Source organism: Bythopirellula superficialaquae (genome assembly GCF_059632245.1).
In genome coordinates this window covers 982,134-1,004,694 of sequence record NZ_CP197426.1, presented here as the reverse complement: position 1 = coordinate 1,004,694, position 22,561 = coordinate 982,134, and the positions used below count along the sequence as shown (strand labels likewise).

Genomic DNA, 22,561 nt, shown 5'->3' with positions numbered 1-22,561 from the left:
ATCTCAATTTTGTTTGAAAGCCCCATTATTCAGCTTCGATTATACCACTCGGTTCGCCCCTTAACCAAAGAACTGCTCGAGCAATGCCACGAGCACCGAGAATTAACCATGCTGCAATTGCGGCCCTAGCCACAGCTGCCCAGGTTCCATGGTTGGTCCAAATTCCTTCCGACCCTGAAAGAAAATAGCCGAGATACGCATATCGAACTACATTGACTAGGTCCAAAACAGCTTCGACCAGCACCAGAACGCCAAGAGTGCTGAATGCCACGATCATCACATCCTGAATACCCACTGAAAAACTAGTGGCAGGAACTGCTACTCGGGAGACCATATGGTTTGCTAAAAAAGCAGAGTGTGCCCAATACACGAATCCGATAACAATGAGTGAAGCTCCAGGAATCAGAAGTACCATCGACCTGAATAATGCTTCTTCCTTGTCCACTGAGTGGCTCATGTCACTCACGATCAAAAGTGTGCTGGTGACTGTCAGATACCCAGCCCATGCGAAAAGAGCTAGCGCGATTGCTTTACATATTAGCTGGGCAACTTCAAGCCGACTCATTCCACGGGCTTGCTGCTCAAAATAGCTCTCATCACAATCTGCAGCCTCACTTTTGCTGAATTGTTCTGCTAGTGAGCTCTGGGGGCTCTCAGTAAACTCGTAGCGGTCAAACTCTGTTCCGCACTTCCAACACGCTTCGAAGACTTCATCCATCATCTCACCGCAGTTAGGACATTTCCGCATGATTTTGAGACTCTTATGACTAAGGCATTTTGTTGGCTAAGCACGTTCAAAATGTAATCAAAATCCTCCGTTCTCTCCAAGATAGATTGATACCTAAAGACCCTCGCCAATGCGATTGTTGATGGGGTATCATAAATAATTCATTCCGCACTCCGAAATCCGCAATCCGAACTCATTCTCATGCTTCACGCCATCATTATGGCCGGTGGTACCGGCACCCGTTTTTGGCCCGCTAGCCGTGCCGCGAGTCCCAAGCAATTGCTTTCGCTCGTAGGCAAGGCCACGATGATCCGCCAAACCTACGACCGCCTCGACGGCTTAGTTGCACCCGAGCAGGCGATGATCGTCACCAATCGGCAACTTGTCGATCCCATCAAGCAGCAACTCCCCGAACTCCCCGCCGAGCAGATCGTCGGCGAACCCTGCAAGCGCGATACGGCTCCGTGCATTGGGCTGGCCGCCTTGCTGGTGAGCCGCAACGATCCCGATGCCACGATGGTCGTCATGCCGGCGGATCACGTGATACGCTCCGGCGATCGCTTTCAGGCCGCCGTGCGTCAGGCTATTGAGCTCGTTGAAAAGAAGCCGGGCCGCATCGTCACGTTCGGAATTCAACCCACCTACGCGGCGGAAATTTTTGGCTACATCCAACGGGGCGCGGCCATCGACATGCGGGGCGACGCCGCTCCCACTTACGTTGTGAAGCGATTCCGTGAAAAGCCCAACGCCGCCACTGCCGCCGAGTATGTCGGCTCGGGCGATTTCTTTTGGAACTCCGGCATCTTTATCTGGAAGGCAAAAACGATTCTCGACGCTTTGGCCGAACGGCAGCCGCTGATCCTTGAGCACCTAAAAAAGATCGTGGCCGCTTGGGGCACCGACAAGCAGCAGCAAGTCTTCAACGAAGAGTTTTCGGCCATCGAAGGGATTTCCATCGATTACGCCGTCATGGAGCATGCTCAAGACGTGGCCGTGATCGTTGCCCCCTACGACTGGGACGACCTGGGGAGTTGGCTGTCGCTCGCACGACTGTTGGGAACCGACAAGGATGAGAACACCATCGTCGGCAAGCACCTCGGCATGAACACCAAGGGCACAATCATTCGCACGACCGACGACCACTTGGTCGTGACGCTTGGGCTGAAGGACATGCTCATTGTCCACACACCCGATGCGACGCTGGTGGCCAATAAAAACGATGAGGAGTCGATCCGCAATATCGTGAAGCAACTCGAAATGCGTGGCATGACGGAATACTTGTAAGAGTTTTACAGGAGGAAGCAGAGGGAGCAGAGCAATAATGAAAAATGCAAAAGTAAGAATTTCTAAATAATTTACTTCTTACATTTGCGAAACTCTGCACCTTTGCGTCCTCTGCGTTTAGAAAATCTCCGCTACCTCTGCTTCCTCCTGTAAACTGATTTCATGGCACTTTCTGGACGCATCGCAGGGATCGACTATGGCACCGTGCGGATCGGCATTGCTACCGCCGACCTCGACGTCGGGATTGCCTCGCCCTACGAAACCTACAATCGCCGTAGCCCCGCGCTCGACGCCGAATACTTTCGTACGCTCGCCAGAGAAGAACGGCTTCTGAAGTTCGTCGTGGGCTTACCGGTCCACACCAGCGGCCACGACAGCCAGAAATCGCAGGAGGCGCGACAGTTTGGCAATTGGCTCGCAGAGCTTACGCAACTCCCCGTGGAATACTTCGACGAGCGCTATACATCGCTGGAAGCGGAACAGATTCTCAGCCAGGCCAACTTCACCAAGAAACGCCGCAAGGCGCGAATCGATCAACTCGCCGCGCAGATCATGCTAACGGCCTATTTGGAAGCCGGCGCTCGTGGGCAAATTTCTCTCGAAGGACTTGATTAGCTGCGATACTATGAATTCGCAGCTCCCGAAAAATGAACCAGACTCGTATTCTCATCGGCTGTGGCTACCTGGGGTCGCGCATCGCAAAACTGTGGCGTGCTGCGGGTGACGATGTGATCGCCACTTCGCGAAGCGGAGAATTGCCACTGGAAGTTCTCGACGCGGGCGTGTTTCCAGCTCGTGCTGATGTGATTGATCCCGAAACTCTGAAGTGGTTGCCCGTTGCATCGGCATTAACGGGCAACTCATTGGACACACTGGTTTATTCCGTCGGTTACGATCGCAGCGGCGAAGCCGACATCCACACCGTCTATGCCCAAGGATTGCAGAATGTTCTCGATGCGCTGCCGAGTACAGTGCAGCGTGTGATCTATATCAGCACCACCGGCGTCTATGGCCCGGCCAATGGCGAATGGGTCGACGAAACAACTCCTCCCAATCCCCAACGTGATGGCGGCAAAGCGTCACTCGCCGCGGAAAAAATCCTGGCCGCGCATCCGATTGGCAAGCGATCACTCATCTTGCGACTCGCGGGAATTTATGGGCCGGGAAGGGTTCCCTATCTCGACAAGCTCCGTGCAGGTGAATCGCTCGCCGTGCCGACCGAAGGTTGGCTTAATCTGATTCACGTCGACGATGCAGCAGCGATTGCCGTGGCCCTCGATCAATGGGCGGCCGCGAATCCACTTGCCAACGGGCCGGAAATCTTTTGTGTGAGCGATGGCCAGCCTGTTGTGCGTGGCGACCATTACCGTGAGATCGCGCGGTTGATCGGCGTCAGCGAGCCACACTTTGTCGCGCCTCATTCCAACACGCCGGCGGCTCAACGTGCCCTCGCCGACAAGCGAATTTCTAATCGCAAATTGCTGAGCACTATTCCCATCAAATTACGCTATCCCAACTCGCGGGCAGGTCTGGCGGCAATTCTCGGGAAGTCAACTTAGAAACTCGTTTATTGAGAATGATTATCGTTTAGTGATGGTTAATTCCGCAATTCTTGGGCGGTTGCATAATCTGTGGGGCGGCCTTTAGAATCCCAGTGGCGATTAGCGGTGATCGCTCGGTTTGTTTCTGTGCGCAGAGACCCCGCTTGGCCCCTGCGAATTTCCTTGATCTGGCTGTCGACCATGCTTGAACGGACCCCGCTGTTCCCCAACGTCATCGAGCTTAACCATCAGGCCCGCCGCCGCATAAGCTGCTGCGTCTACCTGATTTACGATGAAAATGAGTGGGTGCTCTTCGACATCGGCTACGAAGACGCGGTCGACGATTGTATCGATCTGATTCGCGAACTCGATTTTCCGTTCAGCAAGTGCAAAACACTGATCGCCTCGCACGCCGACGTCGACCACATTCAAGGGCTTTCCAAGGCCAAGCAGATTCTCAAAACAACCGTGACGGCCCATCCTTTGTCGGCCCCGCATCTGGAAGTGGGAGACAAGGTGGCGACCTTCGCCGAGATTTCCGCTCAAAATATCCACATGGAGATGCCCGCCGTTGTGGTGGAGCACAAAGTCAACGACGGCGACATTATCCAGGTCGGCAACCAACAGCTGGAAGTCTGGCACACCCCCGGGCATACCGATGGTCAATTGTCGTTGCGACTAGGGAACCTGCTGTTCTCCGGCGACAACCTGTTCCGCGATGGCTGCGTGGGAGCGATCGACGCCCATCATGGCAGCAGCATCCCCGATTTCATCAAGTCCTTAACCCGCATTCGTGATAGCGACGTCGAGTGGCTGCTCCCCAGCCACGGCCCCGCCTTCCGCAAAGACAATGCCCTGATCGACAAAACGATCAAGCGCCTGGACGGCTATCTGCACATGGCCGACTTTGGGACGTGTGCGCTCGATTGGCCGCTGATGGATGAGTGGGAAAGCGAATTGGTGGCGGGCAAATCGCCACGCTGAGTGGCCAGCTATGTTCGCTAGCAACGCGTGCAGCGGTCCACATGTACCAATTCTGCCGGTTGTGCCGGATATTCCCTCAACCCACTCTTCACCGCCAACCGATTCTAACTGTGAACACAACTTCGTCGCGGCCCGCTTGCCGTGACGCGCCCGCTACCCGCATACCTTCGAGGGGGGAATTCGATGGTCCGCCGGATCCTATTCGCTATTTGCTGCGCCGGGGCTCTTGCCTGCTGCGTCACCGATTCCAACCAAGCCTCGGCCCAACAAGCTTACGGCCGCTCTTGGGGCCAAACTTACACGACCCAAGATTGGGAACGCTTCTACCACTATCCGTACGTGTACTATCCACAGAACTTTTACGGCAACGAGTACTACCGGAGTGCCGACAGCTTGTACTACCGCTATCCGCCCGAAATGCGAATCCCGGTCTACAACAAGAAGTGGCACAACTACTACCCTAATCGCCGTCTCTATCACAGCGGTCATCACTTCATTCTCGACGTGTTTTGATTGGGCGACGTGTTGATAGAGTGTAAGTTGGCAGCAGCCGATTCGCACAAGACCCACAGCTTACATGCTAAGCCGCAAGCCGCCGCTTGCGGCTTAGTGTCGTTAAGCCGATTGCAAGAAGCATGAGCCCAGTCGGCTCGGGCACCGCATGGATCGCGGCGAGGGAATCAATACTCCCCGTGTACTGCCGTTGCCAGGTGAGAAAGTCCCGACCGTCGACGTCGCCATCGCCATTCGCATCGCCGTCCCAATGTTCTGCGGCACTGCCTAAGCCGTAGCCGCTCTGCCAAGCGACTAAGTCCGCGTCATCGACGTCGCCATCTTCGTCGAAGTCGGCTGCGGCAGGATTATCAACGCGAATCCATGAGTTGTAGAACGCGATGCCAAAGTTAGCACCCATGTCATGGTAGAACGATATGGGGCGGTTCTTGCCGAACTGTGTTTCGAACGTGATATCAACCTCGGCGCCTAACAGCAAGTCCGCAAAGTTGGCGGTCGTCCAACTACTTCCCGTGGAATCGGTGTCTAAGATGTTTGGCTGAATGCTTTTCAGTTCGACCCAAAAGTCAGCTAAGTTATCGCCTTGCTCGTATTCGATGAAACCGAAGTCATCACCAGGCGATGAGGGAATTGTCGAGTGAAAATCAATGAACACATCCAAGTCACCCGGTGTGGCAACAACGTCGGCTAGCATCGCCTCGCCGGTCGCTTTAACTTCCTGATAGTCTTGCCAAAGGCTGGGATTCCAGCGACCGTTGGGATCGATGGTTATGTGGTCCACGGTGGCTCGACTCGATCCAGCGAATCGTCCCCCCGGATTCAAAACCGGATAGCAAAGGAATTCCGCATCCTGACGAAGCCGCGCCGCACGAGGATCATCGGAAATCAACCAATTGATGAGCCCCTCGTAGGTATAAGTGCCAAGCGTCTCGCCCGCGTGAAGTCCGCTCGAAAGCATGACTTTGCGCTTGGCCTCAATCGGTGAATCCGTCGCGGGGTCCGTGATTCGATAGCCGAACACGTTGCGTGCTGGAACCAGTCGGCCAATGTCGTCTACCGCAACTGAGGATTGGCCCAGTATGCCATTTCCATCAGCGGAGGCCGTCGGTGCAGCCCAAGGCGATGAAAGCACCTCAGCGGTATGATCGACCGAACGACCATAAGAATAGGGCTGGGCGTACGCCACAAACACATTGTTACTGGCAAACGGTGTGCTGTTGGAGAACGTATAAAGATTGCCGGAGCGTTGATTGTTGTCGAAGAAGGACCAATTCTCGTTGTCGTAAGAATAAACCATCTTGTGGTTGATAAGTGCGGAGTTACCGCCCGCAAATGCTTGATTGACCGAAAACACAGGCTGTGCCCCGGCAACGCCTTCGGCTTCAAAATACATCCATCGCCAACCTGTACTCGTAAGGTAGTTTTGGCGGCCCGTCAGTTGAATATTGCTGAGATTGCCGCTCCAACTTGCTAACGAAGCGTGGTCAAAATCGCTATAGATGTTGAGCGCTGCATGACTTGCTGTGGACCAACTAGCGGTTAGCAGGCACATGATCAAAGAAGCTTGGTATCTCATCATGATCGTTGGCCTCTTCCAACACATAACCCCACCGCCAAGCTCGCCAGGAGCACAAACGACGCAGGCTCCGGCACGGCGTGATAATTGCTCGTCAAACTTTCCCCGAGTAATCCTTGGTAGACCCGGACGTTGTCGAACAACCCGAAAGCAAAATTGGGATTCGTCGGCCCTGAGGCAAACAAATCGGTCATCATCAATCCGATGCCACCTTCGAGATTGACAGGCCGTTCGTACGTATTGATGCCGTCCGCAGGATTCTGCTCGATACTGTTGTCAATTGTCCCCAACACCAACGAATTACCTGTGCGATGGCTTTCCAGCGTTACCTTCACCGTGCCTAAATGACCGTTCGTTCCGTTGCCGGTGGCATCGGCATCGACTTCCAATGTGACCGTGACCCACTGGAAGCCCAAAGCCCCCGCTGGCTGCGTTCCCGTCGCGTTCGAACCGCTGGTAGCCGTCGCGATGTTGAACGAAGGAAAAAGCGTTTGCAGGTTGAGATTGGCATTTGAATCGGTGTTGTCGTATCCAGCTTGGTTGCTGAGCCCAAACGAAGTTTGGGCATATTGCCCACTTGTGAGGTCGAGTTCGGACCCGTTCTTCACAAGCATATAGTCGCAGGCGCTGCCGGTATTGCTGCAACCTCCACCACCGTCACTCGAATACAACACGCCTGCGCCATTCTGACCGGGAGAGAAAGTCCGCTGAGCATTCGCCACGTTAAACCCAGCTAGAACGCCAACATGTTCCGTCGTGCCGGTTTCTGTTGCGTTGGGTGCCCAATTCAACCAGACGTCGACCTGCACCGTGTATTGGCCCACAAAGAGAGGGCTCTCATAAACGGCCGCGACTTGATCGCCGGCAAACTCACCCACGATGTTATCCGCCAATCTTAAGCCGCGGCGTACCGGCTGCCCTGGTTGGCTGTGAGGAGCTTCGGGGATACCCAAGGCGGCATAATTGAATCCGAAGTCGGCTTCGCTGATATCGTTCGCACCTGGTTTCGCTATGCCGCCGAAATGCGAATACTTCCACCCTGTGCCAGTCGACATGTCATCCGAGAAGAGGAGAGTCTGCGCATGGGCCGAGGCTACTAACCAACCTACCGCCAAAAAACCGGCCAATAATCGTAAAGAACACGCAAACAATCGGCTCATGGCAAGTCGCAATTTAACTCTTTTTTCAATTCCAAAAGTCCATCAGCCCGCCAATCATGCAGCCTAATCGCGACCAGGGAAACTTGCGAGCGAATCACAACGAAACTTCGCCAATTCACAAGGATTTGCGTTTGCGAAAGAATGCCCTGCGCGAGAACGAGTAAGACCATCAAAGATTGGTCGCCAACCGGCGATAAACTTCCACCCCACGTTCGAGCTCTGCCACAGAAATCCACTCGTCCTCGGTGTGGGCTTGAGCGATGCTCCCTGGACCGATTACCACCGTGGGAATTCCAACTGCCGCAAAGACCCACGCATCGGTCCCATACGGAACGCCAACAATATCACTTCTACGGCCAGCAAAGCTTGATACTTGAGAAACTTCATTTGCCCATGACTGATTCTCGCCAGCAAGCATGCCTCGACTTTGGTTCCAAGGAGCTTCGTGTTCGACGCACGCTTCAGCATTCACACGCTTGGAAATGTACTCGACGAGTTCCTGTTGCGCATCGCTGGGAATTTCGCCGGGCATGAGTCGCCGGTCGATATCAATCACCGCATGATCAGGCACAACATTAGCTCCCGTACCACCGTGGATTGTATTCACGGAGACCGTTGGGCGACCGCAAAGGCAATCCGCTCCACGATGCATCAACACTTCACGATCAAATTCACGAATCGCTGCGATCACATCCGTCATCGAGTAAATGGCATTCTTGCCCTGCTGAGGCTGAGACGAATGCGCAGCTCGTCCCCGTGAATGACACCTCCAACGGACGATCCCTTTGTGCGTGACCACAACCGCGAACTCCGTAGGCTCAGCCACGACAGCGCGGTCTGGGCGTAATTTGCGCAGGTCTTCCAGAGAGAATGTGCCCCGGACTTTCTCCTGTTCCACACGCTGGAACACATCCGAGTCACTGGGTCGCGCCCAGAGTCGGGCCAACGCCTTAGCGCCCGTAAAGCCACACTCCTCATTGACGGTTAATGCGAGTAGAATTGTGCCATTGCGATCTTCAGCTGTGGCTAGGGCCGTCAGCATGGCAGCCATGCCCCCTTTCACGTCGCAAGCACCACGGCCATAAATACGGCCCTCACGCTCTGTGCTGCCGCAGGGATCTACGGTCATCCCCGCCACACCCACGGTATCCTGATGAACTTCCCATAGCGTAACAGGCAGGTCAGAGGTTCCGGACGCAGCTGGTATGAGGACAACAAGGTTCTCACGCCCGGGATGAACTTCCTGTCGCAGCCATTGCCATCCTCGCTCGTTCACCCATTTTTCCAGGAAATCGGTCAGCAGCCGCTCGCCCACCCAACTCGGATCCTCGGCTCCAAACACCGGATTCACGCTGGGAATCGCCAGCAGATTTTGCAGTAAGTCTTTAACGTTCATGGACATAAATCTATGACTAGTCTTCTGAGCTTGGCCACTATGGTAGCCGATCCCACCCCCGTTTCTCGAAATTTTCAGAAGATTCTGCAAAAGTGTTTGATTAAACGGTAAGGGGACGCTAGAATCGGGCTTACGTAGGCTTCCTACGTCGTTCGCCCTCTGTGGGTTGCTGCCCCACCCACAGGGGGATTTTTTATGCGCTTATTTTTTCTTCCGATTTGCGCAATATCAACGGCAAAAACCTGCAAGGCTCCCCCGCTTTCCTTTTGTCGCATTTATGGGCCTACTGCCGCATTTGCGGTAATTTCTCCTGCACTTAGAGGCCAAGCGAAGTGGGGATTGGTTGTGTTGCGCCTCGCGTCCTTGCGCGATTCCAGGCTCGCCAATCAGCCTTAGTACTTTCACGCCTTGGCAAGCCGATTCAGGTCGATATGGTTGAGTGGGAGGCCCAGAGGAAGGTTGTTCTTTCTTACTTCATTTTTGCCCGCTTTTGTTCGAGTTTCAATCACAATGTCTGCCATCGATCGCCAACAGGTTGAAGAAATCCTCAAGACTATCCCCGATCCCGAGACAGGCCGCAAACTATGGCAGCTCGATCAGATTCGTGATCTGGCAATCGACGGCAACGAAATCAAGGTCACGCTCGCGCTCACCAGCTATTCCGCGCTGCTCTGGCAGGACACCCGCGATCAGCTTGCCGAACAATTGCGATCAAAGCTCCCCAGCAATCCCACGGTGCACGTGGAAATCGTTCCACTCGATCGGCCAGCAGAACCTATCGGCACGTTGGGCCTCACTGCCAAGAGCGTCATCGCTGTTGGCTCGGGCAAGGGGGGCGTCGGCAAGAGCACGGTCGCGGTTTCGATTGCTTGTGGCTTGCAACGGGCGGGATGCAAAGTCGGTCTACTTGATGCCGATGTTTATGGCCCCAGCGTGCCGCATTTACTGGGTGTGGACGAACGTCCCCAAGCGATAGAACGCCAACTGCAACCTATCGTCGTCGACGGAATGCGCGTCATGAGCATGGGTTTTCTCGTACCGCCGGGAGAAGCCGTTGTGTGGCGTGGCCCGATGCTTCACGGAGCACTCACGCAATTCTTGCGCGATACGAATTGGGGAGATCTCGATTATCTGATCATCGACATGCCTCCAGGCACGGGCGATATCGCGCTGACTCTCTCGCAGCTGATGCCACTCACGGGAGCTGTCGTCGTCTGTACTCCGCAGGACGTGGCGTTGCTTGATGCGGTGAAAGCGATCGCCATGTTCAACAAAGTGAACATTCCGATCCTCGGCGTCGTTGAAAACATGAGCTACTTTCTCTGCCCTGACAACGGCAAACGCTACGACATCTTCGGCACGGGAGGTGCGCGGCGGAAAGCGGAAGAGTTGAGCGTTCCCTTCTTAGGCGAAGTGCCAATTCAAATTGCGATTCGCGAACGTGGCGATGCTGGTGAGACGACAAACAACTTCGTCGATCAAGAATCTGCGCCCCATTTCAAGCGCATTTGCTACAGCCTCGTGAAGAATATCGCAATGCAAAGGGCGGCCCATCCGCCGCTGCCGACGCTTTCGATCCTGTGATGCCTCGATTGTCCAAGCAGGGCGTATGCCCGCGTGGACAAGTTGTCGGCTACTGCTGGTCGTTTCGCAACCAGCCCTTTCCTAACTTCAAGCGGCCTTTGGATTAGCAATTATGCTATCAGCTCATTCTCGTAGCGCGCAAAAAAAGACCGCCTCCTGGGAAAAGGAAAGCGGTCCGTCTCGACCTAACACACGAAAACTCACCGCGAGCGATGAGCTTTCGTGAAAGCGAAGTACTCCAGTTACTTCTTCTTTGCGGTCTTCTTCTTGGCCGTCTTCTTCTTGGCGGTCTTCTTCTTAGCAGTCTTCTTCTTAGCTGCCTTCTTGGGAGCTGCTTTTTTAGCAGCTTTCTTTTTCTTAGCCATTACAGAATCCTCCGTAACAAAAAAAGGTCAATGGTAACTTGTTCTATTCAAATTCAATTGAACACAGAACAGCGGTCACCCCGAAAGAAAAACATGTCACCCTTCCAGGGCGTCACGACAGATCATTGATTTACGACTTCGATGTCTTGCGTTGAGTGTTGACTTCTTTGTCACCGTTCGACTTCGTTGTCTTTAGGCCCCTCGTTTAATCCAGAATGAAAAATGAAAATGAATAGGGCAATGCAATGTAAAAGTTGCTAGCGTCATGCTTCATAGGTCGTATTTGTACGAATTCATCGAATTTGTGCAACACATTTTTTATAAAAAAATGAATTCTGGAAGAAAATTTTTCGTCAAACGCGGTTCAGAGGACATCTTTTTTACTTCGCGCGCATGTTATCGACGACCCACAACCAGGCGATTAGTAGAGAGCGATGCTCGTCCCATCGGCAAGCAAAAATTGCCTTGATGAAAATTGCCCCTTGGGTACGTTTCGACCAAGCCCAGGAGTGGTCAAAGTTCGCAAGCGCCAATAGCTGCGCAGAGAAAGTCGTCGTCCGAACGTTATCGAATTGTGGGACGCCAAAATTGCGAACAACTCAAGCCAATAGTCACGCATAAACCGTGAACGGGGATGAATGGGATCAAATCCATACCACGCATTTGGCACAGTAAAAATAGATATTTTTTGCGTTTTAGCTAATTCCTTCAGCCGTAGGCTGAGCCCCGTGGCACGGTCCAGCATTTCTCGCCAACTGAGCTGACAATTCGGAAATAAAACCGATCGCAAGAGATAAAATTTGGCTTCGCTCATCGCGGTCAAGACACCGAGTGGCAGGTCAGTGAGCACGACATCCGCGCCGTGCTGCTGGAGTCGCGCAACGCACGTTTCCACCCACGCGATGATCTCATCGACTGGTTGTTCATAGCCTAAATCGTTGCCAACATCGGTCACGAACGCGATTGTTGATGAAGCCGAATTGTTATCCAAAGCTTCCCAAATTCGCGCGCAAGAAATTCCTGAAAATTTTTTTCCTAAGAAGCCCGATTCTCGTCCATACGAACGTCCAAAGCCCATCGCGACATGAATCGAAAGAGGATTCGCGCTCGATCGATAAGCGGCTTCAACCGCGCTGGGAAACGAGCGCGACAAGTTGCTCGCGCCTAACAAAACAACTTGCGTTGGCTTTGATGAAGTCTCAATCTGAGACCATACATGTTGATTGTCACTCGTATCCAAGGCCGTATAACGCTAGATGTTGTATAGCGTTCTTCATAATTTTGACCGTTCGAGTGATCATTACTCTTACCATAGGTTTTGACGATACGCTTCCAGCGTTTGATAACTCGAATAAGCAAGATAACCGAACATAATCGCGGTGAAGATCGATTGCCACACGACGAGCCCGAAGATGGCCATCGCGGCGGCGGCAAACATGGAAATCTGAAGCGACAAGATAATTCCACCGCGCGGATTGCCGATCTGACAGACTTCGCGTGAGATCCTCCCCCCATCGAGCGGGTAAATGGGGAGCAGATTCACAAGTCCCCATAAGACGTTGATAAATAACAAGTTAAATACGAACTTCTGGGCATACTGATTGGTCATTCCATGCCAATAAATGCCCACTCCCAACAGCGAAATCCCCCGCGCACCTTGCACGGCGCCTGACTCGTAGATCACGCGATCGCCAATCATAATCGCGAGCCCCTGACCCATGATTTGCATGAGCGCCATCAACACCAACGCAAACGCAAACCCCGCGCATGGTCCGGCGAGTGAAATCAGAATCTGTGCTCGCGTGCTGCGGTCACAGTCTTCGCAGATTGCCAAGCCCCCCATACCGTAAAGCACGATACGTGGTTGGCCTCCGAAGTGACGCTGCGTGAGGGCGTGGCCCAGTTCGTGAATGACAATCGAGATCACGACCGCGGCAATCCAAACCAAAACTTCTTGCGGTGGAGTATCACTCCCCCCCAAACCCATGATCAGCGTCACCAACCAAAAGTAGGGGTGAATGCGAATTGGAATGTCAAACAACCGAAAGTGAAGGTCACCTTGGCTCGGTGGTGGTTCCACCAACAACATGCAGGTCTCCCTTAAGCCGCCTGCGGCTTCGTGACGGGTCGAACAGCGGGCTCCACGAATAACTTCTCAATATACTCGGCGGCACGGACCGAAGCTCCCCCGTGGCCCACTCGTGCTTTGAGCGCAGTGAGTCCTTGGACGTTCTTCTGTAGCGCCGGTTCAAACTTCAACCAATCAATAATATGCCGCGCCAAGTCGGCCGAGCGATCTTCGCACGTGAGATACTCGGGCATCAGCACATGCTCGTCGCGTGGGTCGGCAGGGTCGTAATGGCCTGCTTCGGTGGTGGCAAACGGTTCCTTGGCGGTGAGCAAATTCACGAGCGTGATGTACCGCACGGTGCGGAGCCACTTCTGCACGGTAAAAGCCAGCCGCGAAATCTGATAGAGAATCGCCGTCGGTTTCGTGCGATACAGCAGTTCCAGTGAAACCGAACCCGAACAAGCCAGGCAGCACTTGGCCGCATGAATGAGCTCCGGAGTCTTGGCGATATACAGCTCGGCATAAATTCCCGAGTCGTCGATGATCTCTTGAGCCAGGGCTCGCTGGCTTTCCTTGAACCCAGCCACCGCAAACCGCACATTTGGTACGGCCTCGCGGATCAGCTTGGCTGTCTTCAAGAAGGGCAACAGGTTGCTCTTCACTTCCTGCGTTCGCGAGCCGGGCAGAATCGTCACCAATGGCCGATCATCGGTTTGCAGCCGGTTGATGAAGGTTTGATCCAACTGCTGAGCCTCGAGCTCGTCGAAATAGGGATGGCCCACGAAGGTCGCTTGGCAGCCACGCTCACGAAACCATTGCTCTTCAAATGGCAACTTGCAGAGCACGTGGTCGACGTAGCACTGCATCTTTTTGACCCGCCAACTCGCCCACGCCCACAGCTGTGGCGTGCCATAGTAAATCACAGGGATCCCCTGGGCCTTCGCCGCCTTGGCGATGTGCCAATTGAAGCCCGGATAGTCGATCAGCACGACCGCGTCGGGCCGATGCTTCTGAAAGTACTCATCCGCTTGCTTGACCAAGCGTCGAAACTTGTTGTAGTTGGCCAGCGCCTGCCCCAGCCACATCACGGCGAGCTGTGTGAGATCAAAATTGAGTTGGCAACCGGTGTCCGCCATCTTTGGCCCGCCATAGCCCACGAACTCCCACTCGGGGTGCCGCGCGCGGAGCGCGCGAATGAGATTCGAGCCATGCAGGTCGCCGCTGGGTTCGCCCACTGAGAAAAAGATGCGCATAGTGTTCTCCCGGACCGGCGTTGCGGCCCGGCTAAGACGATGTTTCGCGATACAAATTTGGGGCGGGAGTATGGCAGATTGGGTAATTGAGGAAAAGTTCAATTTCCTGCTAGCGCCAGTGCGACTTTTTTCACCACGGCTTTTGTCACTTCTGCCGGGGTCCCAACTTTGGTGACGAAACTCCTGGGTTTTGGAACACGCCGATGTTGCAAGTCGTTTACCGTAAGGTGTTAACAATTTTCTCACGTGACAAAACACACCGAGTTTTGGTCGTAATCGTTGAGGCTGTGAATCAAAAACTATTCGTGACAAGGCGCGCTGCCTAGCTACGGGCAATTCACAATAGCACCTCGCGCGGCCAAATTCAGCAACGATCTTTGGCCGGTTAGTAGATTTGAACCGCCATGCGCGCTGAATAAGATTATGAAAAACTCGTGTGCCCACAACCTGCCGTTGACGGTTTGAAAAAATTGGCCCACGATCCCGGCAATTGCCCATCGACCTAGAGACTTTTTGCCATGCTCCGTTTTGTCGCTCTGCTCATCTGCTTCGTTACCATTTCTTCCGTTCACGCAGGTGTGATCGAGATGGACCTCTCCGCGCCGGGCGATGGTCTGCTGACTTACGACACAATCAACAAACGGGCGTGGCTCGACCTACCAGAAACTGGTGGACTCGAACTCTCCGATGTCCTAACCCAAATGGAGCCAGGCGGCAGGCTCTCGGGGTTTCAGTTTGCGATGTTAGGAGATGTTAGCGCGCTGGCAGCGTCGGCGGGTGTCGGATGGAATTGGACACCTGGCCCATATGCAGAGCAGTTGATTGATACACTCGGAATTACCGTCTGGGCTACAGGAGGCTTACTTGGTGACACGAGGTGGTCTAATGGTCTGATTGCCAAAGGTTTTGTCGACGAGAATCCAATATTTGATGACACCAATGTCTATATCTTTAGCAACTTTACTCCTCCTCAACCGGGACAAATCAATCATCCTGTATATGCACAAACTGGTGGAGGAGTGTACTCGGATGGACCTTTCTTGTGGCTAGACGGCCCGATATTCGGCGTTGGCGACATCGGTCCCTTCTGGTTGTACCGCGCCGTGCCTGAGCCACACAGCATTGCGCTGCTGTTGATGGGTTGCGGCTCGTTATTAGTTCGGAGATCCAAGAACGCTAATCTTCGCTAATGCCCACTAATAAAGATTAGCGAAGATTAGTGGTCATTAGCGTTCTTGGTTATTTTTCCGGAGCGCGGTGCAAGCACCGCGGCTAAATGAAAAATTACTGCCGATTCGCGATCACGAGTTCCAGATAACTCCGGCGTTCGACTTCGCTGAGGCCAAGTTCCTTGGCGAGAACGGCGATCGCTGCTTTCGCGGCGTCGGCTTGTGCTTCATCCTTGACGCCGATTTCGAGTTCGACGAATGTTCCCACCTTGCGAACGTCGTCGAGCGCCACTTCGATGGCAAAACCTGCGCGTTTCAATTGGCAAGTTCGCCGATTCTTGCGGACGATCGATGCCGGCGTGAAACTTAATGCCCGCAAGATCTCGCCAATCGCTCCGACGGCGTCGGGACCGTCGGCCAGCCGCACTTCATGTTCGACCCGTGACTTGGTGGTTTGGTCGAGCTTGGGCCCTTTGTACGTCAAAAAATTCTGCGGCCCGACGGCACGCATCCGAAAGGCTTCGTCGGTCTGGCCGAAGTCGCGCTGCGGATGGGCGTAGTAGCAATCGACTTGAGTCACCGCATCCGAGAGTGTTGCTCCCTGCTCGGTGAGCGCCGCTTCGATGAGAGCGAGATTCGCAACGCGGTATTTTTGTTCGATTTCGAGCGGCATGATTGGAACTTTCCGGCTCAGGATGAGCCGGCTATTTAAGGTATTGTGATTTATCGAACTTTTGGCCAGGCGCCACGCGTTCGGCCACTTGCGCGGCATCGAGCGCGAAGAGTGGGCTGATTTCGACATCAACCCCCTCGGGCACGACGGCCCCCGCCGCCAGTAACCAGCGGCGATACTGCTTAAGTAGCATTTCACGAACATATTCGGGCGTGTCGACCGCTGCCCCCGACGCATTCTTGAGCGGGGCCAGGCATTCTTCTTCGCGGTATTCCACCACCAACGGCCGCGCGGCTTGCGGCAACAAGTCAAATATGAATCGTTCGAACTTGAGTGCGTTCGGTTCGCTAGGATTGATCTTCTCGCCCGCCGTGTTGACGTAGGGCACTTTTTTCTTGGCGATGTGGAAGGGCATCATGTCTTTGAGCTTGATCGCTCGTTCCAGCAATTCGCGCTCGAAAATATGAATCGCCAAACTGCCAGCCCAAAACTTCAGCCCGCCATCGAGGTTGCGCCGTTCCGCCACATCGTCGGGAATATCGCTGTACTCGATCACATGCATTCGATCGTCGATCATCGCAAAGTTGCCCCACTTTTCGTGGGGATGCTTTTTCTGCACGGCAATCGACGTCAGCTCCGACTTGGTGAGCAGGTGATACCCGATCAATTGCGGATCGCAAATCGGCACGAGCGGGTTGTCGACTTGGAAATAGAACAACTGCTCGATGCCGCGGGCACGCATCTGGTTGAGCGCGCCGCTCGCCCCCAAAGCCGCCACCGTACCGCCGTGACCGTCGGGACTTAAAAACAACTCCCCCTTCTCGGCGAGCAGGAGCTTGCCACCCTCGATGGAGATCGCGGGCATCGTCCCCTGACAAAAGACGACGATGTCCTCGTCGGCGAGTCCGAAATTGCTGTTCTCCGCCAAGAACTTGACCGTGTCGGCGTGAGTGGCGGGGCTCGTCATAATATAGAGAGGAATCGAAGCGCCATATCGCTTGGCGTTCGCAATCACCTTCTCGACGTGAATCTGCATGAGAGTCGCGCCGGAAATCGGCCCGATCGGATACATGCTCTTCGGCAAATCGAAACCGAGCCGGCTCCCCTGCCCTCCCGCCACGACGAGCACCCCAACCTTACCAGCCTGCAGCGCGGCATGGCCGCATTCGAGGGCTTGCAGCATTTCGGCTTCCGAGGCTTCTCCCAACCGCACGGCTGGCGGCGGTTCGGCACGCCGCGAGAGTTCGACCCAATCGGGCTGATCGACTTTGCCCCGCGACAAGGAATCGATCAGTTCGAGATCGACCATCTCAATCTGAGCGGCCAAATGCTGACGCTGGACGTCGTTGAGTTCGTCCCAGAACTCGACGAGGTGTTCCTGGCCGAAGGGTGATAGCCGAGCGACCAGATATTCTTTACTGACAACGACGGGTGGCATTCAGAAAATCCATTGTTGAACCCAGGCATAAGCCAACAGGCAGAGTGCCGGGAATAAGAGGAAGATAATTCCGTACGTTAAAAGGGATGTCCAAACGTGGCGGGGCCAGCGAGCCATGGTGACGACGTACCGGAGTGCAGTGGCATGAAAACAATGATTATCAAGGCCTTGCGGCAGGCGCGCCTACCCCTGGTGGTAAACGCTTGCGCAGGGTGTTGCTCAGGGGCCCTCCCCGAGAATATACTGGAAAGTTCGGGTTCTGCCCCGTGAGCGCGCCCTATTACTTCCCATACAAAGCTCGGCTTTTACTTCAGGAGTTACCTCGTGTCATCAGGCAAGTATTTGTTCACCAGCGAAGCGGTCAGCATGGGTCACCCTGACAAGTTGGCCGATCAGATTTCCGATGGAATCTTGGACGCCCTATTGGCAGAAGATCCAATGAGCCGGGTCGCTTGCGAAACGCTGGTCACAACCGACTTTTGTGCGCTGGCTGGTGAGATCACGAGCAAGGCCAAGGTCGACTTCGAGAAAGTTGCCCGCCGGGTCATTCGCGAAGTTGGCTACACCCATGATGACATCGGCTTTAACGACAAGACCTGCGAAGTGCTGGTCCGTCTGCACAGCCAATCGCCTGACATTGCCATGGGCGTCGATGACAACGCCGAGAAGGGCAAAGACGTTGGAGCCGGTGACCAAGGCCTGATGTTTGGTTACGCCTGCAACGACACCCCCGAATTGATGCCGCTGCCGATTGCTTTGTCGCATCGCATTCTGAACCGGCTCACCGAGGCCCGTCAAAAGGGTGAAGTTAATTGGCTCCGTCCCGACAGCAAGAGCCAAGTCACGGTCGAGTTCGACGGCAACACGCCCGTGCGAATCGACACGGTTGTGGTTTCGACTCAACACAGCCCTGAAGTGTCAAACGAAGAGATCAACAAGTTCATCATCGAAAAGATCATCAAGCCTGAACTTCCCCAAGAATTGGTCGACGATGACATTATCTACCACATCAACCCGACGGGTCGGTTCGTGGTGGGTGGCCCCCACGGCGACTCGGGTTTGACCGGTCGCAAGATTATCGTCGACACCTACGGCGGTTGGGGTCGTCACGGTGGTGGCGCGTTCAGCGGCAAGGACCCCACCAAGGTCGACCGCAGTGCCGCTTACATGGCCCGCTATTTGGCCAAGAATATCGTCGCTGCCGGCTTGGCCGAGCGCTGCGAAGTGCAGTTGGCCTATGCGATTGGCGTCTCCGAGCCAGTGAGCGTGTACGTCGATACCGAAGAAACTGGCACGATTGATGATTCGCGGATTTGCGAACTGCTCAAGGAGTTTGTGTCGCTGACCCCCGCAGGAATCATCAAGCACTTGGATCTGCGTCGGCCGATTTACCAAAAGACCGCCGCGGGTGGCCACTTTGGCCGTAGCGAACCGGAATTCTCGTGGGAGAAGACCGATTTGGCTCCGAAGCTCGCCGCCGCCGCCAAGCAAACCGCTGCTGCTCGGTAAGTTGATCGCGACTTAAAGTTATCGAACCGCGAAGTGCCGACCCAGCACTTCGCGGTTTTTTTATGCGCCCTGGTCACGAATCCTTGTGGCACTGGCTGGCAAACTACGGTATCGTCGCGGCATGACGACCAGCCCACCCATCACCTGGCAGGAAGAATCGAAGGAATTGCTTTCGCCGCGCGCGATCGCAGGATTTGTCGTCGGTGCCCTCGCCACGCTCATTGGGCTCGCGCTGTTTCTCGTCGTCCGCAGGATGATGGGCGCTTTTACGGTCGAACTTCCATTTCTGATGCTCGTCGTGACGGGGCTCGTCGCGTTCGCAATCGTCGAGGGCCTACGCATCCTCTGGCGGCACAATTTGCTTGGGGCGACTCCTTACGATCATTGGATCTACAATCGTTGGATGATGGGGAGTTCCTGGCTGACCTTACCACTGCTCGCACTCGGCTTGAGTACAACCTCCCGAGATTGGCTGGTGTGGTTGCCACTGATCGCTGCCGATCAGTTTTTGTCTGTGGGCAAATTCTTTACAACTTTCTCGTCAGCAAAAACAGCTATTCCGACCCAGCTGGCTGACGATCAAATCCAGCAGATCACCCGGACCCGCGATGGAGCCGGTCACGAAACGATTCACGCTACTCTGCGGGCTGACTTCCAAATGGGCCAGCGACACGCCACGGTCTATGTCGGCTTCTGCCCACCACTCGCCACCGTGCCCGAGATCACAACCGAAGCGGCTGACGAAAATGTTTCCGAATGCAAAATCGTGCAAGCATTCCCCCACGGGGCACGAATCGATCTGCGGCTCGCGAGCCCGGCTTGGGAAGAAACGAGCGTCACTATTTATCTCACGGCTTCGTCGCAGGCAACGTAATACTGCCCAAATTGCCACGCCTGCCAACTCGCGTTGTCCGTTTTTCTCAATCCTCGTATAATCACGCGCGCTTGCGATAAGGTGCTTGCGATAAGGAGAATGGCCACGAGCCCCCAACGTATCGGTTTAGGCGAAGACAGCCATCGGCTTGCGCCGGGTGGGCCCTTGCGGCTGGGTGGCGTGGAGATTCCCCACGACCGACATGCGGTGGGGCATAGCGATGCCGACGTGCTACTACACGCGGTGACCGACGCCTTGCTCGGTGCGGTGGGACTACCCGACATCGGCGAGCTGTTTCCCGACACCGCGGAGGAGAATCGTGGCCGTGATTCGGCAGACATGCTGCGGATCGCTTACGGCCGCGTGCAGCAGGCGGGCTTCCAATTGGTGAACCTCGACTGTGTGATTTCCGCCCAGCAACCGAAGCTCGCACCGTATAAGGAAGCGATCCGCTCGCAACTGGCGGCGGTCCTGTCGGTGGCCACGTCACAAGTGAATATCAAAGCCAAAACCGGCGAAGGGGTTGGCCCCATCGGCGAACAAACTCTCATTCAGGCCCATTGCGTGGCCCTGTTGGAACTAATGTAACATGAGCACCGCGACACAAACAAAGATGAACAAGACGACCGTTCCCAATCCCCATCCGTCGCTGAAGATTTACAGCACGCTGAACAAAACCAAAACGGAATTCAAAACCGTCGAGCCGGGCAAAGTCGGCATCTATCTGTGCGGCCCCACAGTTTACGACAAGGCCCACATTGGGCACATGGTCGGGCCGGTGATCTTCGATTGTATCAAGCGCTACTTGGTCTACTGCGGCTACGACGTCACTTGGGTCGTGAATATCACCGACGTCGACGACAAGCTCATCAAGAAGGCCAACGAACGCGGCATTTCGATGCTCGACGTCGCCGAGGAGAACATCGCTGATTACAACTTCAATCTCAACGCCCTGGGCGTCGACCAGATCGATCACTTTCCCCGCGCCACCGATTGTATGGACGAGATCATCGCGCTGATTGAATCGTTGGTCGAGCAAGGTTACGCCTACGAGTCGGCAGGCGACGTGTATTTTGAAGTCGGCAAAGATCGCGAATACGGCAAGCTAAGCAACCGCAACGTCGAAGAAATGCAAGGCGAAGGGGGCGGCACGGCGGCACGCAAGAAGGGCCTCGCCGATTTCGCTTTGTGGAAAACAGCCAAGCCCGACGAACCCTCGTGGGAGAGCCCGTGGGGCAAAGGCCGACCGGGTTGGCATATTGAATGCTCTGCGATGAGCCTCAAACTGCTGGGCGAAACATTCGACATTCACGGTGGCGGGCTGGACCTTGTGTTCCCCCATCACGAAAACGAAATCGCCCAAAGCGAATGCTGCCACGGGAAACCGATGGTCACTTATTGGGCCCACAATGGTTTGTTGCGCGCCTCAAACGCCGCGGGCAAAGTCGGGGGCCGCGCCGAACGCGAGTCCGGCGAGCCCGCTTCAGTGGGCAGTGCCGGCGGTGAAGCTGAACAAGTCTCCGGCAAAATGAGCCGCTCCAAGGGTGCGGGAGGCCTCGCGCAACTGATCGAACGCCAAGGAGGTGAGCGGCTCCGCTTCTTCCTGTTGCGGACCCATTATCGCAGCACGGTCCTGTTCAACGAGCCCGCCATCGAAGAAGCCGGCACAGGCCTCGAAACATTTTATCGGTTCTTCAAGCGCTACGAGCGGATTTCAGAGAAGAGTTTTTACGATCTCGAGTTTGCTAAGACTCGAGAGGCAGGTGAATTCGATCCGGGAGCTAGTGAATTGCTTGATCAAGTCGTAATTCTCCGCAAAAAGTTTATCACTGCAATGGATGACGACTTCAACACAGGCGGCGCGATTGGAGAATTGTTTGAACTCGTGCGAACACTCAACCGTTATTGTGACGGAGCTGAGCTTGATTTTCCGTCTCGTCGTGCGGCAAAAATCGAACCATTCGAGAAGGGTTGCTCTGTACTACGCGAGCTCTCGGCGATCCTAGGTTTATTCGGCCAGCCCACTTCAACGAGCACTGGATCGGACGAGTTGTTGAACCAAGTCATGCAGCTAGTGATCGACTTGCGAACCGAAGCGCGGGCGAGCAAAAAATTTGCCACGGCGGACGCGATCCGCGACGGTATTGGCCCGCTGGGGATCACGCTCGAAGATCGTGCCGGCGGCACCGAATGGTCCGGCGGCGGCGCTGACACACTCGATGGCATCATGAAGCTCTTGATCGAGTTGCGCCAAACGGCTCGAACGACTAAGGATTTCGCGACTTCCGATGCGATCCGCGACCGTCTGGCCGCGTTGGGGGTGACGCTAGAAGACCGCGCCGGCAGCACCGAGTGGAACAAGGCATAGTTATCAATCATAGAACGCAGACAAACGCAGATTGGGCGGATATACGCGGAGCGAATCTGTGTTGATCTGCTCAATC

21 protein-coding genes are annotated in these 22,561 nt (G+C 54.9%); 11 read left to right on the top strand and 10 right to left on the bottom strand.

The annotated features are described in order from the left end of the window. Positions 1-25 precede the first annotated feature (25 nt). Positions 26-721 carry a hypothetical protein gene (locus SH678x_RS04170; protein ID WP_496921628.1) on the bottom strand — a complete coding sequence of 232 codons (696 nt, stop codon included), beginning with the start codon at positions 719-721 and terminating at the stop codon, positions 26-28. Positions 722-928: 207 nt separating this feature from the next. Here SH678x_RS04170 and SH678x_RS04165 point away from each other — a divergent pair, with 207 nt between their 5' ends. The 5 genes from SH678x_RS04165 to SH678x_RS04145 all read left to right on the top strand — a co-directional run bounded on the left by SH678x_RS04165 (position 929) and on the right by SH678x_RS04145 (position 5,049). Next, positions 929-2,011: a mannose-1-phosphate guanylyltransferase gene (locus SH678x_RS04165; protein ID WP_496921627.1), complete on the top strand. Its 1,083-nt coding sequence runs from the start codon at positions 929-931 to the stop codon at positions 2,009-2,011. Between the two features lie 162 nt (positions 2,012-2,173). Next, the gene (gene ruvX / locus SH678x_RS04160) at positions 2,174-2,626 is read left to right on the top strand and encodes a Holliday junction resolvase RuvX (protein WP_496921626.1); all 453 of its coding nucleotides are present in this window, start codon (positions 2,174-2,176) and stop codon (positions 2,624-2,626) included. 32 nt (positions 2,627-2,658) lie between these two features. Continuing rightward, a complete protein-coding gene (locus tag SH678x_RS04155; RefSeq protein ID WP_496921625.1) occupies positions 2,659-3,570 on the top strand; it encodes an NAD-dependent epimerase/dehydratase family protein in 912 nt (303 codons plus the stop codon). Between the two features lie 183 nt (positions 3,571-3,753). Further along, positions 3,754-4,536, top strand: a complete 783-nt coding sequence (locus SH678x_RS04150; RefSeq protein WP_496921624.1) for an MBL fold metallo-hydrolase — start codon at positions 3,754-3,756, stop codon at positions 4,534-4,536. A 183-nt stretch (positions 4,537-4,719) separates the two neighbouring features. Further along, entirely contained in the window at positions 4,720-5,049 is a 330-nt protein-coding gene (locus tag SH678x_RS04145) for a calmodulin-binding protein (RefSeq protein ID WP_496921623.1), read from the top strand. 67 nt (positions 5,050-5,116) lie between these two features. On the opposite strand, the gene SH678x_RS04140 is transcribed toward SH678x_RS04145, so the two are convergent. The 3 genes from SH678x_RS04140 to SH678x_RS04130 form a co-directional block, all read right to left on the bottom strand. Next, positions 5,117-6,628: a M14 family zinc carboxypeptidase gene (locus SH678x_RS04140; protein WP_496921622.1), complete on the bottom strand. Its 1,512-nt coding sequence runs from the start codon at positions 6,626-6,628 to the stop codon at positions 5,117-5,119. Then, a complete protein-coding gene (locus SH678x_RS04135; RefSeq protein WP_496921621.1) occupies positions 6,625-7,785 on the bottom strand; it encodes a hypothetical protein in 1,161 nt (386 codons plus the stop codon). The genes SH678x_RS04140 and SH678x_RS04135 overlap by 4 nt, the downstream gene beginning before the upstream one ends. A 169-nt stretch (positions 7,786-7,954) precedes the next feature. After that, positions 7,955-9,181, bottom strand: coding sequence for a M20/M25/M40 family metallo-hydrolase (locus tag SH678x_RS04130; RefSeq protein WP_496921620.1), 1,227 nt, complete (start codon positions 9,179-9,181; stop codon positions 7,955-7,957). Between the two features lie 510 nt (positions 9,182-9,691). Here SH678x_RS04130 and SH678x_RS04125 point away from each other — a divergent pair. Beyond that, positions 9,692-10,765, top strand: coding sequence for an Mrp/NBP35 family ATP-binding protein (locus SH678x_RS04125; RefSeq protein WP_496921619.1), 1,074 nt, complete (start codon positions 9,692-9,694; stop codon positions 10,763-10,765). Between the two features lie 242 nt (positions 10,766-11,007). On the opposite strand, the gene SH678x_RS04120 is transcribed toward SH678x_RS04125, so the two are convergent. From SH678x_RS04120 to lpxB, 4 genes are all read right to left on the bottom strand, one after another. Then, a complete protein-coding gene (locus SH678x_RS04120; protein ID WP_496923108.1) occupies positions 11,008-11,130 on the bottom strand; it encodes a hypothetical protein in 123 nt (40 codons plus the stop codon). 421 nt (positions 11,131-11,551) lie between these two features. Beyond that, positions 11,552-12,283, bottom strand: coding sequence for a CBS domain-containing protein (locus SH678x_RS04115; protein WP_496921618.1), 732 nt, complete (start codon positions 12,281-12,283; stop codon positions 11,552-11,554). 153 nt (positions 12,284-12,436) lie between these two features. Further along, positions 12,437-13,219, bottom strand: coding sequence for a site-2 protease family protein (locus SH678x_RS04110; RefSeq protein ID WP_496921617.1), 783 nt, complete (start codon positions 13,217-13,219; stop codon positions 12,437-12,439). Between the two features lie 11 nt (positions 13,220-13,230). Beyond that, positions 13,231-14,454, bottom strand: coding sequence for a lipid-A-disaccharide synthase (lpxB, locus tag SH678x_RS04105; protein ID WP_496921616.1), 1,224 nt, complete (start codon positions 14,452-14,454; stop codon positions 13,231-13,233). A 518-nt stretch (positions 14,455-14,972) separates the two neighbouring features. Between lpxB and SH678x_RS04100 the strand changes: the two genes are divergently transcribed. Continuing rightward, positions 14,973-15,644 (top strand): PEP-CTERM sorting domain-containing protein, encoded by a 672-nt coding sequence (locus SH678x_RS04100; RefSeq protein WP_496921615.1) that lies wholly within the window; start codon positions 14,973-14,975, stop codon positions 15,642-15,644. 94 nt (positions 15,645-15,738) lie between these two features. On the opposite strand, the gene cyaB is transcribed toward SH678x_RS04100, so the two are convergent. After that, a complete protein-coding gene (cyaB, locus tag SH678x_RS04095; protein WP_496921614.1) occupies positions 15,739-16,296 on the bottom strand; it encodes a class IV adenylate cyclase in 558 nt (185 codons plus the stop codon). 31 nt (positions 16,297-16,327) lie between these two features. Next, positions 16,328-17,734, bottom strand: coding sequence for a UTP--glucose-1-phosphate uridylyltransferase (locus SH678x_RS04090; protein ID WP_496921613.1), 1,407 nt, complete (start codon positions 17,732-17,734; stop codon positions 16,328-16,330). Between the two features lie 324 nt (positions 17,735-18,058). Between SH678x_RS04090 and metK the strand changes: the two genes are divergently transcribed. From metK to cysS, 4 genes are all read left to right on the top strand, one after another. Then, positions 18,059-19,243 (top strand): methionine adenosyltransferase, encoded by a 1,185-nt coding sequence (gene metK, locus SH678x_RS04085; protein WP_496921612.1) that lies wholly within the window; start codon positions 18,059-18,061, stop codon positions 19,241-19,243. 121 nt (positions 19,244-19,364) lie between these two features. Continuing rightward, on the top strand, positions 19,365-20,117 hold the full coding sequence (locus SH678x_RS04080; protein ID WP_496921611.1) for a hypothetical protein: 753 nt from the start codon (positions 19,365-19,367) through the stop codon (positions 20,115-20,117). A gap of 99 nt (positions 20,118-20,216) precedes the next feature. Continuing rightward, positions 20,217-20,705 carry a 2-C-methyl-D-erythritol 2,4-cyclodiphosphate synthase gene (gene ispF / locus SH678x_RS04075; protein WP_496921610.1) on the top strand — a complete coding sequence of 163 codons (489 nt, stop codon included), beginning with the start codon at positions 20,217-20,219 and terminating at the stop codon, positions 20,703-20,705. A 1-nt stretch (position 20,706) separates the two neighbouring features. Next, the gene (gene cysS / locus SH678x_RS04070; protein WP_496921609.1) at positions 20,707-22,485 is read left to right on the top strand and encodes a cysteine--tRNA ligase; all 1,779 of its coding nucleotides are present in this window, start codon (positions 20,707-20,709) and stop codon (positions 22,483-22,485) included. Positions 22,486-22,561 lie beyond the last annotated feature (76 nt).